Annotated in this window: 9 protein-coding genes; 4 read left to right on the forward strand and 5 right to left on the reverse strand. The window is 72.8% G+C overall.

Annotated features, from left to right (window positions below; genetic code table 11):
• Positions 1-19: 19 nt before the first annotated feature.
• The 3 genes from EQG70_RS04090 to EQG70_RS04100 all read right to left on the reverse strand — a co-directional run bounded on the left by EQG70_RS04090 (position 20) and on the right by EQG70_RS04100 (position 3,813).
• On the reverse strand, positions 20-1,624 hold the full coding sequence (locus tag EQG70_RS04090; RefSeq protein WP_035930515.1) for an ABC transporter permease: 1,605 nt from the start codon (positions 1,622-1,624) through the stop codon (positions 20-22).
• On the reverse strand, positions 1,621-2,577 hold the full coding sequence (locus tag EQG70_RS04095) for an ABC transporter ATP-binding protein (protein ID WP_035930511.1): 957 nt from the start codon (positions 2,575-2,577) through the stop codon (positions 1,621-1,623). Before EQG70_RS04095 ends, EQG70_RS04090 begins: the two co-directional genes overlap by 4 nt.
• A 138-nt stretch (positions 2,578-2,715) precedes the next feature.
• Positions 2,716-3,813 (reverse strand): acyltransferase family protein, encoded by a 1,098-nt coding sequence (locus EQG70_RS04100; protein WP_017833467.1) that lies wholly within the window; start codon positions 3,811-3,813, stop codon positions 2,716-2,718.
• Between the two features lie 290 nt (positions 3,814-4,103).
• Here EQG70_RS04100 and EQG70_RS04105 point away from each other — a divergent pair, with 290 nt between their 5' ends.
• Together EQG70_RS04105 and EQG70_RS04110 are read left to right on the forward strand one after the other, a co-directional pair.
• A complete protein-coding gene (locus EQG70_RS04105; protein WP_109268490.1) occupies positions 4,104-5,072 on the forward strand; it encodes a DUF5919 domain-containing protein in 969 nt (322 codons plus the stop codon).
• 56 nt (positions 5,073-5,128) lie between these two features.
• Positions 5,129-5,614: a hypothetical protein gene (locus EQG70_RS04110; protein ID WP_035928124.1), complete on the forward strand. Its 486-nt coding sequence runs from the start codon at positions 5,129-5,131 to the stop codon at positions 5,612-5,614.
• An 18-nt stretch (positions 5,615-5,632) separates the two neighbouring features.
• Here EQG70_RS04110 and EQG70_RS04115 read toward each other — a convergent pair whose 3' ends face one another.
• Positions 5,633-12,202, reverse strand: coding sequence for a DUF3320 domain-containing protein (locus EQG70_RS04115; RefSeq protein WP_126346946.1), 6,570 nt, complete (start codon positions 12,200-12,202; stop codon positions 5,633-5,635).
• A gap of 177 nt (positions 12,203-12,379) precedes the next feature.
• On the opposite strand from EQG70_RS04115, the gene EQG70_RS04120 reads away from it, so the two are divergent.
• The gene (locus EQG70_RS04120; RefSeq protein WP_232035253.1) at positions 12,380-13,138 is read left to right on the forward strand and encodes an ABC transporter substrate-binding protein; all 759 of its coding nucleotides are present in this window, start codon (positions 12,380-12,382) and stop codon (positions 13,136-13,138) included.
• A gap of 166 nt (positions 13,139-13,304) precedes the next feature.
• Positions 13,305-14,588 carry a cytochrome P450 gene (locus tag EQG70_RS04125; protein WP_109268487.1) on the forward strand — a complete coding sequence of 428 codons (1,284 nt, stop codon included), beginning with the start codon at positions 13,305-13,307 and terminating at the stop codon, positions 14,586-14,588.
• Here the strand turns inward: EQG70_RS04125 and EQG70_RS04130 are convergent.
• A complete protein-coding gene (locus tag EQG70_RS04130; protein ID WP_109268486.1) occupies positions 14,546-15,388 on the reverse strand; it encodes an SDR family oxidoreductase in 843 nt (280 codons plus the stop codon). The genes EQG70_RS04125 and EQG70_RS04130 overlap by 43 nt on opposite strands.
• Between the last annotated feature and the right edge of the window lie 52 nt (positions 15,389-15,440).

The raw sequence follows: 15,440 nt of genomic DNA on the forward strand, positions 1-15,440 counted from the left end.
TCGGTGCCGGCCCCGCGGCTCAGGCCACGAGGTCCCGGCGGCGGAACCCGGCGGCGGCCGCGGCCAGGAGGGCGAGCGCCAGCGCGGCGAGACCCAGCAGCGGAGCGGCCTCCCAGTCCTCGGAGGGCACGAGCGGCGTCAGCTGCACGGGGGAGAGGTTCATCGCCGCCTCCGGCAGGTCGAGCAGCAGGCCGAACCACGAGACGAAGACCACGTACGCGACCACGGCCCAGCTCAGCGCGGCGAACCGCGGGACGAGTCCCACCAGGGCGGCGGCGACCCCCGCCACCACGAGCACGGCCGGGGCGTAGGCCAGGGCCGCCAGGGCGAGCTCGCCGGTCCAGCGCAGGTCCCCGGTGGTGGCGGTGACCCCGGCGCCCAGCGCGGCCCCGGCCAGCAGCAGGGCCAGGAGGGCCTCCACCACGACCACGGCGAGCCAGCCGAGCACCCAGCGCACCCGGTCGAGGCCCGTCGAGAGGAGCAGGGCCGTGCGGCCGGACTCCTCCTCGGAGCGCAGGCGCAGCACGCCCGAGACGGCGAACGCGACCACCCCGAGCGCGAGGTAGGACAGCGTCGCGGCGGCGAAGGACTCGGTGAGGGCGTCGAGGTCCATCACGAGCCAGTCGGTGATCGACGGGATGTCCGCGATGCTGTCCTCCAGCGAGTCGGCCAGCGAGCCGAAGGCCAGGCCGAAGAGGACGAGCCCGGCGGTCCACCCCAGGAACGTGCCGCGCAGCAGCCGCCGCGCCAGCCCGGTCGCGGAGAGCAGGCCCGCCCCGGCCGCCGCGGGTCCGGGGCGTGCCTGCCGCAGCCCGGCGCCCAGGTCCCGCCGCTGGGCCAGCAGCACGGCCGCCACCAGCAGCGCCGCCGTGAGTGCCGCCGAGAGCGCCAGCGGCCACCAGCGCAGGTCCACGTAGAGCCGGGTCTGCTGGGCCCAGGCGATCGGCGAGAACCAGGACAGCCACGAGCCGGTGGGCTCGACGACGTCCCCGATCCCGCGCACCAGGAAGGCCGCGCCGAGCACGGCCATCGCCGTGCCGGAGGCGGCCCGTGCGTGCTCGGTGAGCTGGGCGGTCAGGGCCGCCACGGCTCCGAAGACCAGGCCGGTGAGCGCCGTGGCCACGCCCCACGCCACGGCGTCGACCCCGCCCAGGCCCGCCGCGAAGAGCCCGGCGGTGATCCCGGCGCCGACCGCCGCGTCCGCCACGGCGACCGCACCCAGGGCGGCCGCCGCCGGGGCGAAGCGGCCCACCGGCAGCGCGCGGACGACCTCGAGCCGCCCGGACTCCTCCTCGGCGCGCACGTGCCGGCTCGCGAGCAGGATGCTCATGATCGCCGTCGCCACGAGCACCGACAGGCTCAGCTCGTTGACCGTCATGGCGCCCAGCGTGTAGTCGTCCGCGCCGAAGGCCGGGCCGGTCATCATCACGGCGGACGGGTTGTCCAGCAGGGCCGCCCGGGCCCGGCGGGCCTCGCCGTCCGGGAACGTCTCCTCGAGGGCGAGCACCGTCGCGGACACGGTGCCGGTGAGCGCGAGCACCCACACGAGGATCCGGACCCGGTCCAGGCGCAGGTTGAGCCGGAACAGCCGGCCGGTCGCGGCCCACGGCTCGGCGGTCCTCATCGGGGCGCCCGCACGTCCCGGCCGGCGCCGCGCCCGGTCCCGTCCGGGGCGGCGGGCTCGACCGGGCGGTCGCCGTAGTGGCGCAGGAAGAGCTCCTCGAGCGAGGGCGGGGTGACGGTCAGGTTCTGCACGCCCAGGTCCGCGAGCGCCCGGAGCACCTCGGGGACCCGGGCGTCGTCGACGTCGAAGCTCAGCCTCCCGTCCTCGTGCACGAGGTGGTGCACGCCCGGCAGCCCGCCGAGGCGTCCGGGGCCGGCGGAGGTCGTGGCCGTGACGGCGGAGCGGGTCAGGTGGCGCAGCTGGGCGAGGGTGCCGCTCTCCACGTCCCGTCCGGCGCGGATGATGGTCACGGTGTCGCAGAGCTTCTCGACCTCCGCCAGGATGTGGCTCGAGAGCAGGACCGTGCTGCCCTGCCCGCTCAGCCGGCGCACCTCGTCCGTGAACACGGCCTCCATGAGGGGGTCCAGCCCGGAGGTCGGCTCGTCCAGGACGTACAGCTCCGCCTCGGCGCTCAGGGCGGCGACCAGGGCCACTTTCTGCCGGTTGCCCTTGGAGTAGCTGCGGGCCTTCTTCGTGGGGTCGAGCTCGAAGCGCTCGACGAGCTCGTCGCGGCGCCGGCGCCGCCGCCGTCCGCCGCGGATGCCGGTGAGCAGGTCCACGATCTCGCCCCCGGTCAGGTTGGGCCACAGGTTCGTGTCCCCGGGGACGTAGGCGGTGCGGCGGTGGATCTGCACGGCGTCCCGCCAGGCGTCCAGGCCGAGGACGGTGGCCGTGCCCGCGTCCGCCCGGAGCAGGCCCAGCAGCACCCGGATCGCCGTGGACTTCCCCGAGCCGTTGGGACCGAGGAAGCCCGCGACCTGCCCCGGCGCCACGGTGAGGTCGAAGCCGTCCAGGGCCGCGGTGGGGCCGAAGGTCTTGACGAGCCCGCGGGCCTCGATCACCGGGGTGTCCATGGGTGCTCCTGACGGGTCGGGGCCGGCGGCGTCGCGCCCGCCTGCTCCTCACGGTAGGCACCGCCCCGGTGCCGGACAAGGCGGCCCGGGGGTCCCGGGCGCGCCGGCCGGGCGGCGGGGCGGCGGGAGCCGGCGCGGTCACTCCGGACGGCGTCCCTCCACGGCCGCGGGCGAGGGGTTCTGCGCGCCGGCGGAGGGGACCCGCCGGTCGGGCCGGTCGCGGGGGTCGAGCCACGCCTTGGCCCGCAGGGCGGGCTTCTCGACAAGCGTCCACGACAGCAGCGCCAGGGGCAGCGTCAGCAGGACGACGAGCAGGGAGTTGACGGCGACGCCCCACGACGCCGTGCCGAGCAGCACGAGGAGCTGCTGCACCGGGTACGCGTAGATGTAGACGCCGTAGGAGAGGTCGGTGCGGGTGGTCCAGTTCCGGGACGGGGCGGCGCCGAGGCCGAGGAGCAGCACGGCGAGCGGCAGCTGCCCGTACAGGTCCGCCCAGCCCTGGTCCGTGAGCACGGCGTAGACGACGCCCGCCCCCGCGACGTGCACCCAGGTGGGCCGCCACGTCCCCGCCCAGGCCCAGACCGCCGCGCCCGCCAGGAAGTAGCCCACCAGCCGGGCGCCGTTGAGCCAGAGGTGGCTCGTGACCTCCAGCGGGCCCTCGACCAGGGGGCGCAGGACGAGCACGACGAGGAACAGCCCCGGCAGCACCCACCGGGCATGCCGCGCCGCGACGGCGAGGCTGAGGACGAGCCCGATCAGCAGGTAGGCGAGGGCCTCGTGGAACAGCGTCCAGAGCGAGCCGTTCCAGGAGTCCGGGGCCGGGACCCGGACCAGGGTCCCGTCGATGCCCCACTGCGAGATCCTCAGGTCGGCGTTGTTCAGCACGAAGCCGGCGGCGGAGGCCACGTCGAGCGACGTGCCCTCGAGCGCGGCCGCGAGCGGCGCGAAGACGGCGGCCACCACGAGCAGGCTCACCAGGAAGGCCGGGTAGATGCGCAGGAACCGCCGCCAGAGGTAGGGCACCAGTGTGGTCCGCACCCTGCTCTCCGCGATGAGGTAGCCGCTGAGCACGAAGAAGCCGTTGACGGCCACGTCGGACAGGACCTCGAGGCTCGGGCCGTCCGCGCCGGTCAGCGGCCAGGTGTGCCCGACGATCACCAGGGACGCCAGACCCAGGCGGAGGGCGTTGAGGCGGTTGTGACGGTCGCCGAGGCGGTCCCGGAGTGTCGTGGCCAAGAGAGGTGCCTTCCGCAGGAGGGGGCAGCGCGGCCGGTGCGGTCAGCTGCTGGGCGTGGGGGCGGTCCCCGGGGCGGGGAAGCGGTCGTGACGCCGGGCCCCCACCCGCCCTACTCCGAGTTTAGGTATGCAAACGCATGGTGGGGTGCGGTGCCGCAGAAGTGGGGACGGAGCGCCGGACGGGCGCGGCGCACCGGCTGTCACAAAAAGCCCCGGTGCCCGGGGTGCTAACGCCCAGGTCAGGAGCCGTGCCAGGGTGGGAGCAGAGCCGCTCGAGGAGGGGGAGTCCCGTGCTGGAGATCCGCAGTGCCACCCAGGACCGGGCCGGGGGCGACGGGTGGCGCGCCGCCGCGCGCACCGTGCCGGAGCGGCGCCCGGTCACGGCGCCGGTCGTGCTGGCCGGCCTCGGCGCGGCGCTCGTCGTCGTCGCCCTGGTGGCCGGACGGGCGTGGTCGGAGGTGCTCCTCGACGCCGGGGCCGTCCTGCTCACCGTGGGCGGTGTGGGGCTGCTCCTGAACGCCGGGCTGGCGCGCTGGCACGGCTCGGGGCCCGTCGAGGCGCAGCGTCCCCCGGTCCCCGCGCCGACGGCGGCCCGCGACGACGGGCTCGGCCTCGTGGGGGTCCGCGAGGAGCTCGACGCGGTCGACGTGCTCCGGGGCGTGCGCCCCGGCCAGGAGCTGTGGTGGATGGACACCTTCCCGCTGACCCTGGCCGGCGACCTGGACGCGATCCACAAGGCGCTCGACGCCGGGGTCCGCGTCCGGCTGCTGGTCCTCGACCCGAAGTCGCCCGCGCTCGCGTCCCGGCTCCGCGAGATCCGCCACCACTACGGTCTCTCGCCCATGGACCTGCGGCGCAGCTTCGACACGCTGGTCCACCAGCTCCGGGCCCTCGGCGAGCTCGACCCCGTGGTGGCCGAACGCCTGGAGGTGCGGGTCTACGACGGCCTGCCCGGAGCCCCGATCTTCCTGGTGCTCGGGGATCCTGCCGCGGCGGAGGAGCCGGCGGCGGGCCCGGGCGCGCCGCAGGTGATCCGGGCGTTCAGCAGCTACTTCCTGCTCGACGCGAGCCAGGACATGCCCTACCTGGAGTGGCGGGACGGGCCGTTCGCGGACCGGCTGCACTCCTACGCGCGGCACAAGTGGGCGGAGGGGCACACGGTGTTCCCGACCGAGCCCGCCGACCGCTCCGCCTCGGCGTTCAACGTCCGGCCCGAGGCGGCGGCGCGCCCGGCCCGGGGGAGCTCCGAGGGCTCCTGAGCGCCCGCACCGGCGTCACTGTGGCGGTGAGCGCACAAGTCTGCTGAGATGACGGCATGGACGTTTCGGACTTCAAGACCCTGTTCGGCGACGACATCCGGGCCTGGCTCGACTGGGGTGCGGTGGACGACGAGAACTCCCGGATCGAGGACCTCGTGATCTCGTCCCGGGAGGAGCTCGCCGACCTCTACACGGTGTGGCACGTGGACCCCGAGGGCAACCCGGGCGAGTGGTCGCACCCGCAGCACCGGCCGCTGACCCTCGCCGAGGCGGCCGCGAAGCAGTGGCCGGAGGACCGGCAGGGCAAGATCGACCACATGCGCCAGGAGTTCGCGGAGGAGTCGGGGCCGGTCCAGCTCACCGTCCCGGCCTACCGGACCGAGGGCTTCCTCGTGGTCCTCGACTCCAACCACCGCCTGGTGGGCGCCTACCTCTCCGGGGCCGACCTGCGCGTGCTGCTGGTCGTGCTGGACGGGCCCTCGTCCTCCCAGGTGCTGCCCGCCACCGCGCAGATCGAGAACGACCAGGCGGAGCGGAGCTGAGCTTCCCGCCGGGGCCGGTTACGCCCCGGGGAGCGACAGGACCTCGTCCTGGCGCACGAGCCGACCGTCGCGCTCCATCAGGTCGAGCACCTGCTGATAGCGCTCCCGGATCTCGCGGCCGGTCCGGTTGAAGCCGAAGACGTCGTTGAGCGCCTGCATGACGTCGCCGGCCGCGGACGGACCGTCGGAGTGCAACACGTCGAGCAGCGCGTTGCCGATCTCCTGTGGGGCGATCTCGGTGACGCGCCGCTTCTCGCCGTCGGCAGGGGTCCTGCGGTAGCCGGTGTAGTCGTCCGGTGTCATGCCCTCCGGCCAGTAGAAGGTGCCGAGCATCGTCTTGTTGCGCCGCTTTTTCGGCAGGCATCCCAGGATGGTCTCTTGCCGCTGGGCCTGTACCCGCTGCAGTCCGAAGCGGTTGGCGAGCAGACGCGCCAGGCGCTGTGCCTCGATCGGGCCCTCCGCCGCAACGATCTCCTCGAGGTGCTCCCGCACCAGCTGCTTGTTCGCAGAGGCCGTGATGGTGTCGAGCACGGCTCTCTCCCCGGCGATCCGGTGAGGAGCGGGTTGGTAAATGTTCTCCGCCGAGCCCGTGCCCGTGGAAGGGCTCGGATCGACATGGACTACCTCTTCGATCTCGGGGGGATCAACCGATGCCGGCGACTGCCTCGCGGCTGTCCCGACGCTGCCGGCAACCAGGACGTGGTCCTCGTCCGGACGCGGTGAGGTGTGCGGTGCGCCGACAGGGACGAGCTCGCGATCCGGACCGACGCCATGCCCGGCGGCGGATTCCGCAGGGTTCTGCGGGGCATCGATCTCCTGTCCGTCGTCGGCAGCATCCTGCACGGTCGGATCTTGGGGCTGCCTGACCGCTCGCTGCGCGGCGTCCGCGATCTCCTGGACCACGGTGCTGCGCGAGCGGATCCATGCAGGCAACCACACCCTCTCCAGATGCCGCCACCCCATGACTCCGGTCAGCACCTGGGTCGGGAGGGCGTCCCGGTCGGAGACGATCGTGCGCCGCGCCCAGGCCGGACCGTCGAGGAGGAGACCGACCCACTCGTGGCCGGGAGACACGCGTGCGGCGAGGTCCACCCGGAAGTTTGACATGCCGATGTCCTCGGCGACCTCCAGGCCAGTCGCACGGAGGGCCGCCGCGACGTCCTGCCGGTGCAGGTCCCAGGACTCGCCGGTCGGGCGGTGGACGTCGTCGTGCCCGTGCTCACGCGCGAAGACCAGGTACTCCCGCAGGTGCCGCAGGCCCTCGGACGAGGTGCGCGCGAGATCGAGGTCCTCCGGGCCGAAGGAGCTGAAAATCCTGATGGCGCGGCGGGCGCGGGTGATCGCCACGTTGAGTCGCCGCTGTCCGCCTGCGGCCGTGAGCGGACCGAAGTTCAGCCGGAGTGTGCCGGTCTCCTTGTTCCGCGAGAAGGCGAGCGAGAAGAGGATGACGTCGCGCTCGTCGCCCTGAACGTTCTCGAGGTTCTTCACGAACAACGGATCCTCGGCACGCACCAGCGCGTTCTGCACGACGCGCACCGTGGACTGCTCGAGCTTGTCGAGGATCAGGTCCCGTTGCTGGGTGTTGAACGTGACCACCCCGATCGATGCGCCCGGCTCCTGGCGTAGCAGCTGGACGATCTCCTCGACGATGCGCTGTGCCTCGACCTCATTGGTGCGGGTGCCGCCTGCTCCACCGTCGAACTCGCCGTCCACGCGCTCCCAGCTGACGCCCAGGCCGGGCCGGGCTTCGGGCGGAGCGGGGAAACTGGAGAGCTCCCCGCGGTAGTAGCGACGGTTGGAGAACGCGATGAGGGACTCGTCCTGGCTGCGGTAGTGCCACGTCAGGCCGAGGCTCTGGACGTTCGAGTCGACGGCCTCGGTCAGGATGGAGTCCTGGTCCGCGACGGTGAGCCCGTTCTCCTCGGTGCCGTCAAGGTCGTCGTCGCCGGTCGAGGCGGCGAACATCGAGCTGGGCGGCATCTGCTGGGAGTCGCCCACCACCACGACCGCCCTCGAGCGGCCCATGGCTCCGATGGCGTCGGCCACGCGAATCTGGGAGGCCTCGTCGAAGACGACGACGTCGAAGTCCACGGACCCGACCGGCAGGTACTTGGAGACCGAGTGCGGGCTCATGAGCAGGCAGGGGGTGAGGTCCAGCAGGACGGGCCCGGTCTTCTCCATGATCTCCCGGATGGATCCGCCGCGCTTCTGATGGATGAGGCGGTTGAACTCCGTCTGCTGCTTTGTCAGCTTCTCGCGGTTGATGCCGGTGGCGGCGAGGACCTGCGCCGGCAGGTCCGAGCTCAGGCGGCGCCGCACCTGTCCGGAGAGGTCGAGGTAGCTCTCCACTTGGCGGTCGCGAGCGGCGGCGTCGAAGGAGGTCAAGTTTGCCTCCTCGAGCGTGTCCGCCCGCACTTCGTGCGCCACTGCGCGCTGGAGCCGCTCGGCGAGACCGGTGACTGGTGCCGTTCCCGCCCGCAGGTCACGGGCCAGGCGGCCGAAGCCGGCGTGCTCCAGCTCCTGGAGCAGTGATTCCACGGCGCGGTAGCTCCGCAGCCGTCGGTCGCGCTGCCGGTCGACCTGGTCCTGCCACACGGATGCCGTCGCCGCGAGTCGGTCGAGGACAGAGGAGTCCTTTCGCCACCGGGTCACGGAGGCTTCCGTGGCGCCCAGGAAACCAGCGGCCGACGACCACGCCTCTACGAAGGCGGCGGTCGTGGGGCCGAGCTCGATCCGAGCGGGGGCACGGCCGGTGGTGGCCCCACTCGTCGTGGTGAGGAGCGCGCTGAGGGCATCGTCCTGGTCCGGGAACGCCTCCAGGACGGGCTCCAGCGCCTCGGCGAAGGCCAGGACGGAGGCCGGTACCGCCAGTGGGTCGGGCGCGGTCAGGGACCACTGGAGGCCCGCCGGCAGCAGGGCGCCGGTGCGGTATCGGAGGCCCTGCTCGGCGTGCTGCACGGCGTGGAGGGCGTCCAGGAAAGCGGAAGGGTCGTCGAGGCAGCTCGTGTCGGCCGAGACGACGAGGGGACGCAGGCGATCGATGACCGACTGCACGGCCTTCCGCTTCCCGAAGAGCTTGCTCTGCGCTTCGGCCAGAGCCTGCCGGTGGGTGTCGACGTCGGCGGTGAATGCGGCGGGGTGCAGCGAGCGCAGGAGCGGCTCGTGCTGGGCGAGTACTTTCCGGATGTCGTCGAGAGCCAGGCGCAGCTCCTGGTGCCACGTCACTGTGAACACCTCACGGTAGTGGGCCGGGGGCATCGCTCGGTTGGCGTCGACGTCCCGGAGCCAGGTGGCAAGGGCCCGCCAGTGGTCGACGTCGTCGGTCGTGCGGAGCAGCGCGGCAACGCGCTCGTCGAGGCCGTGGAGCGCGCCCAGGAGCTGCTGGACGGGTTGCAGCACCGGACCGCCGTGCTCGTCGTCCGATGTCTCCTCCGGGCCGGCCAGCGACCACTCGTCCAGGTCGGGGGCGTGCCCGAGGTCGGGGAGCAGCTGCTCGAGGGCGCTCGCGGTGCGGAACACTGTCTCGGCCCGCTCGGGATCGGCCACCAGCGTGCCGGGGACGACGATGCCGTCCGGCACGTCCGTGTCCACTGACGCTCCGCTGAGCGCGAGAACGTTCTGGTGGGCCTCCCAGACGCTGCGGCCGCGGGTGGGCCGGTGCAGAGCGTGCGGATAACGGGCGAGGTCAGCAACGGCGGCGGCGTGCTGGTCCCGGAGGACGCCGAATGCCGACGACGGGGTACGGACCCGGGCGTCCCACGAATCCACGAGCTGGCTCCGGACGCTTTTGATGCTCTGCTGTCTCCCGTGCAGCTCGAGGGTCAGGGGCCCGAGGCCGACCTTCTCGAGCCGCTCTCGCACGACCTGCAGCGCGGCCTGCTTCTCTGCGACGAACAGCACCTTGCGTCCTGCGGCGAGACTGTCCGCGATCATGTTGGTGATCGTCTGCGACTTGCCGGTGCCCGGAGGTCCCTCGAGTACGAACGTGCGGCCGGCCGTGGCCCACGTGACAGCCTTCAGCTGCGAGCCATCCGTGGGGACGGGCAGGTAGCGGCGCGCCTCGTCGGGCTCACCGGTCTCCGGAGCTTCGACCGGGTCGTCGAACGGTTCCGTGGGGGTGTTCACGAGGTGCCCGACCAGGGAATTGGAGAGGAAGGACTCCCAGTTCTCCGAGAGGTCCCGCCACATCTCGAGCGTCGAGAACTGCAGCATTGCCAGCCGGACGTCCGGCTCCACGGTGAACGGCAGGCTGCGCAGGGCCAGGGTCCGACGGAGCTCCTCGAAGACGTGGGCGACGTCCATGCCGCTGTCGTCGGCCGGAGGCTCGGCGAGCACGGGGATTTCGAGGCCGTAGTCCTGCTTGAGCTTCTCGATGAGGCAGTAGTTGGGTCGGGCCTCCGCGCCGTCCTCGACCTGGACGTGGAACGGCTGGTTCTTCCGTCCGGTGAGGGTGACGGGCAGGAGGAAGAGCGGGGCGAGGCCTTCTTTGCCCGTCCGGTCCTTCCAGGACAGCGCGCCGATGGTCACGAAGAGGTTGTTGGCGCCGGTCTCCTCCAGAGCGACCTTGGCCTTGCGACGCAGTCCGTCCAGCGTCCCTTCGTGCCGGGAGGCCATGTGATCGGTGTGCACGACCAGTTCGTTGCGCAGCACCGCCTCGAGCATCTCCTCCGGCAGCTGTGCGGCGGAGTGGCGGCCCTGGGCGTTGTCGATCTCGGACAGGTCGTCGGCGGGGCGCAGCCGCAGCCGTTCACCGCTGGCGAGGGTGTCCTCGAAGTCGGGGAGGGCCCGCTCGGGCACGATGAGGGACACCGAGCCGGTCTTCTTCAACTTCAGCAGCGGGTTGCGCATGCTCAGGTCCAGCAGCGCGGAGCGCCACCGAGCCACTCGGGCGGGGTACACGGTGCGGTCGACGGCGGCGCCCGTCCCGCCGGCCGAGCGGCGTCCGGAGCCAGTTCCCGGGAGGGGTGCGGCGGGGGCCGTCTCGACCTCGACGACGATGGTGCCGCCCTCCACCCGCACCCGCGGCAGCGGACGGATGCGGCGGTGCGCGGCGGCGACGTCGAGCACGTGCAGCACTTCACCGTCGGTACCCCAGTGCCGCGCGGTGGCCTGACTGGCGTCCTCGAAGCCGATGTCCTTGCCCTCGACCAGGGCCGTGGTCTCGACGGGCAGCAGGAGGCCGCCGCGGACGAAGTTCTGGAGAAGACCGCGGTCGGCGAGCGCCAGCTCCGGGAGCTGAGCTTCGGCCGTGAGGAACCCCGCGAAGGCGTGGCCGGGGATCCGGACGACGACAGGGTTCAGACCGGCTTGCTCCAGCGCCGCGGCGTAGGCGACGGTCAGATCGAGACACGTGCCCCACCGCTCGGAGAGCATCCGATCCACGGGGCGGATCTTCTGCCCCGTGGACTCGAAGGACGCGGGGGGTTCGGTGTAGCGGATTCCGAAGGAGGCGAGGGCGTCGTATACCGCCCTGCCGATCTCCACCGCTCGTTCGGACCCGCCCTGGTAGCCGTCCAGCGAGGGATCGTCGGTGCGCTCTTTCAGCAGATCGGCGGCGCGGTCGAGTATCTGCCGGACCGCCGGCGCGTTCGGGGTGATGAAAGCCGCCAGCAGTTCGGGGATCGAGCGGGCGTACCACTCGTCCCGGGCCAGCAGTCGCACGTTCGTGGTTTCGGTGGCCACCGCGCCGTCGACCGTGGCGTTGATCCGCAGCGATACGGACCGCGCCTCGTCGAGGGCGGCGAAGGTGGTGTGATCCAGCGGCCAGGCGACGTCAGTGCCGTCGAGCAGGACCTCGCCGCCCGGGCCGACCGTCAGGGGGTCGAAGCGGCGTGGGGCCATCAGCTCGTCGGAAGAGTCGTCGAGGACGAGGACCAGCTGCTCCAGCACGTGCGGAGCGGCCGGATCGGTGTTGCGGACACGCACCTCGAGCAATGGGCTGACGCCATTGTTGACCAGGGCGTAGTTGACGGCCTCGCGGAACAGGACTGTGACGGCCAGGGGCCCGGCTGCGACGGACGCCGCGCGCGTGCCGGGTGGCAGATCGTCCCGGTCCGCGGGGACGCCCCTGTGCGCCTCCTGCGTGGACTCCTCCTCGATGCCCGCACCGCTGACCTCATCCGCTGCCTCTCGGGCAGGCGCGTGCTCTTCTGCATCCGTGGGCGCCTTGTCGGCGGTGGAACCACCAACCTCATCGGCCGCGGCGGGTACCGCGAGGCCGAGGCTCTCCAGCAGCAGACGCATGGTGTCCACGGCTCGCTCGGCGTCCGCCGCCGTGATCGTCAGCGGTTCGTGGGCGCAGACGTTGAGGGAGTGTGTCAGCTCGCGCGCGTAGCTGCTCTGCAGGGGGGTGACCTGGTGGTCGAACTGCTTCCACTCCTGGATGAGGAGGCGCAGCAGGAAGCGCGGATCACTGAGGCTGTACCTCCGGAAGGGACGGCCGTTGAGCTTGTCCTCCCGCTGCATTTGAGTAACCCACGACTGCGGATCCCCCGGCTCAGGGGCGTGGCCCGCGACCCAGGGGCCGAGGGTGCGAGCCATGGCCAGAGCGGCGCGCTGGATCGCTTCGGACGGAAGGGTTTCGGGCACGGTCCGGCTCCTCGAGGTGTGTGCAAAAGCAGATAGTTGAGAGTGTATGAGGACCGACTTCTCGAGCTCCGGTCCGGGTCGTTAGACCTGTGGGCGAGTCGGCCCACAACCGGTGCTGAGTCCAGCCGTCGGGACAGGCACTCGGTGCCGGCTATGGTCCCCGGACCAAGTGCCCCTATGAGCCCACTCCTCGTGGGGGGCGCGGCGGGCATCCCTGCCCTGGTCTCCGGGGACTTCGACATCACCTACACCAACTACACTTCCGCGCTCCTGGCCGCCGAGAAGGGGCTGCCCATCCGGCTGGTGACCGGCAACGACGTCGGCGCCACGGACCACGGCGTGTTCGTCGCCGAGGACTCCGGGCTGGAGGCACCCGCCGACCTCGCCGGGAAGACCGTGGCCGTGAACAACCTGCAGAACATCGGGACCGTCGCGTTCTACGAGCACCTCGAGGAGGCCGGGCTCGACCCCCGGGAGGTCGACCTGGTCGAGATGCCGTACCCGGACATGAGCGCCGCCCTGGAGCGTGGCGAGGTGGACGCTGTCTGGCAGGTCGAGCCGTTCCAGGCGATGGCCGAGCAGGCCGGGCACCGGAAGATCTTCGACCTCTTCTCCGGGCCGGTGGAGGAGATGCCCGTCGCCGGCTGGGTCACCACGCAGGAGTTCGCCGAGCAGAACCCCGAGACGGTGGCCGCCTTCGAGCGCGCCATCACCGCCTCCGGGGAGGAGCTGCAGGACGACCGGGAACGGCTGGTGGAGCTGGTGCCGAGCTACACCCAGGTGAGCGCCGAGCTCACCGAGCAGGTGGAGATGCCCGTGTTCCAGGGCGCGCTGGACCCCGAGCGGCTGCAGCGGACCGCAGACCTGATGCAGCGGCACGGCATCACCGGGGACCGGCTCGAGGTCTCGGACCTCGTGGCGGAGCCGGTGCGCTGACGGGCGGACCGCTCCCCTGGGCGAGGATCTGCGCCGCGGGTCCGGCTGCCGCGACGGGGCTCGTTCTGCGCTGGGCCTCGCCGGGGGTCGCGTCCGGTCGGACCGAGTGGCTGATCCCGGTAGAACGCGACCCCCCGGCGTCAGGAGGCGGGACTAGCATGAGCCCATGAGCGACGACGCCCGCCCCGAGACCCGCTGCCCCGTCCCGCACGGCGACCGGCGCCGGACCGCCCCGCCCGGCGAGCGCAGCGTGCCGCGGGTGGAGGTGCTCGACGGCGTCTGGCACGTCCGCTCCCTGCCGATGGTCCGCCAGGTGCTGCGGGAGGCCGACGGCACGGTCCAGGCCGGCTTCAGCGCGGAGACCGCCCGGCAGGGCCTGACCGGCGACCACCCGCCCGTGCTCTACGCGGACGGTCCGGAGCACCGGCGCCAGCGCACCGCCACCGCGAGGTTCTTCACCCCGGCCGCGGTGAGCCGCCGCTACCGGGCCCTGATGGAGGAGCGCGCCGACGAGCTGGTCGAGCGGATCCGGCAGGACGGCGGGGCCGAGCTGTCCGCGATCACGCTGCGCTACTCCGTGGAGGTCGCCGCCCAGGTGGTGGGGCTGACGAACTCGGACATCGACGGGATGTCCCGGCGCCTGGAGCGCTTCTTCAGCGGCCCCGTGACCGGCTCCGCCGGTTCCCGACGGCGCCGGCTCCCCGCTCGGCTGAGCGCCGTCGCTGGGGCCCTGCGGCCGATGTGGGCGATGACCGCCTTCCAGCTCCGGGACGTGCGCCCGGCCATCCGGGCCCGGCGCCGGCAGCCGCAGGAGGACGTCGTGTCCCACCTGCTCGCGGAGGACTACACGGACCGGGAGATCCTCGTGGAGTGCCTCACCTACGCGGCCGCCGGCATGGCCACCACCCGCGAGTTCATCGCGGTGGCCGCCTGGCACCTGCTGGAGGACGACCGGCTGCGGGAGGAGTACCTCGCGGCCGACGAGCCGGCCCGGCACGGGATCCTGCACGAGATCCTGCGCCTGGAACCGGTGGTGGGCCACCTCTACCGCCGGACCACGCGGGAGCTGGTCCTGGAGGACGGGGACGAGCGCCACGAGGTGCCCGTCGGGGCGCTGCTCGACCTCTACGTCCGCCAGGCGAACACCGACGAGCAGGCCCTGGGGGAGGACGCCCGGCAGCTGTGCCCGGAACGGTCCCGGCCGCGCGGGATCCGGCCCGAGGCGATGTCCTTCGGGGACGGCGCCCACCGGTGCCCGGGCGGGTTCCTCGCGATCCAGGAGACCGACGTCTTCCTGCAGCGCCTGCTGCGGCTGCCCCTGGAGTTCGCGCACCCGCCGCGGGTCTCGTGGGTCGAGCTGATCGCCGCCTACGAGGTGCGCGACGTCGTCCTGCGGGTCGGCGCCGGTCAGGGGTGGCGCACGCCCTCCCCGGCGAGCACCGCCCGGTAGCCCTCCCGGTACGTGGGGTGGCGCAGCTCGACGCCGGACTCCCGCAGCCGCCGGTTGGACAGCCGCTTCGAGCCCCGGTGCGGCGCGTCCGCCTCCGGGACGTCCTCGGGCCGGGGGACGCCGAGCTCCTGCGCCAGGAACTCGAGGACCTCGAGCTCGGGCACGGGCTCGTCGTCCGTGCCCAGGTACAGCGTGAGCGGCTGCGCATCCATGGTCAGCAGGTGCACGGCCGCCGCCGCCGCGTCGTCGCGGTGGATGCGGTTGGTCCAGGCCGCCCCGGCGGCACCGTCCCCGGAGCGCACCTTGTCGATCAGCCGCGTCCGGCCCGGCCCGTAGATCCCGGACAGCCGCAGGACCGTGCCGTGCGGGAACTGCTCGTGGAACAGCTCCTCGGCCTCCAGCAGGATCCGCGCGGTCGGGGTCGAGGGGTCCGGCGGGGTGTCCTCGGTGACCTCCCCGCCGTCGGCGTCCCCGCACACGGCGGTCGAGGAGACCAGCAGGGCGCGCCGGGGCAGGGCCCCGGCGGCGCGCAGCCCGTCGAACAGGTGGCGCAGGCCGTCGACGTAGGCCGCCCGGTAGGCCTCCGGCGTCCGCCCGTCCGCGGCGGTGGCCACGACCAGCAGCTCGACGTCGCCCGGCAGCTCGGGCACCTCGGTGCTCAGGTCCACCGCGATCCCGGTCAGGGGCGGCGGCAGCAGCTCCGCACGGCGGCGCAGGCCCAGCACCTCGTGCCCCTGCCCGGCCAGCCGCAGCCCGATCTCCGTGCCCAGGTCTCCGCATCCCGCGATCACCACGCTCATGGCCCCGATTCTCCCACGTCCCGGACCGGGCGCCGCAGCGCGGGCCGGTCCT

This window comes from Kocuria rosea, assembly GCF_006094695.1.
GTDB lineage: Bacteria > Actinomycetota > Actinomycetes > Actinomycetales > Micrococcaceae > Kocuria > Kocuria rosea.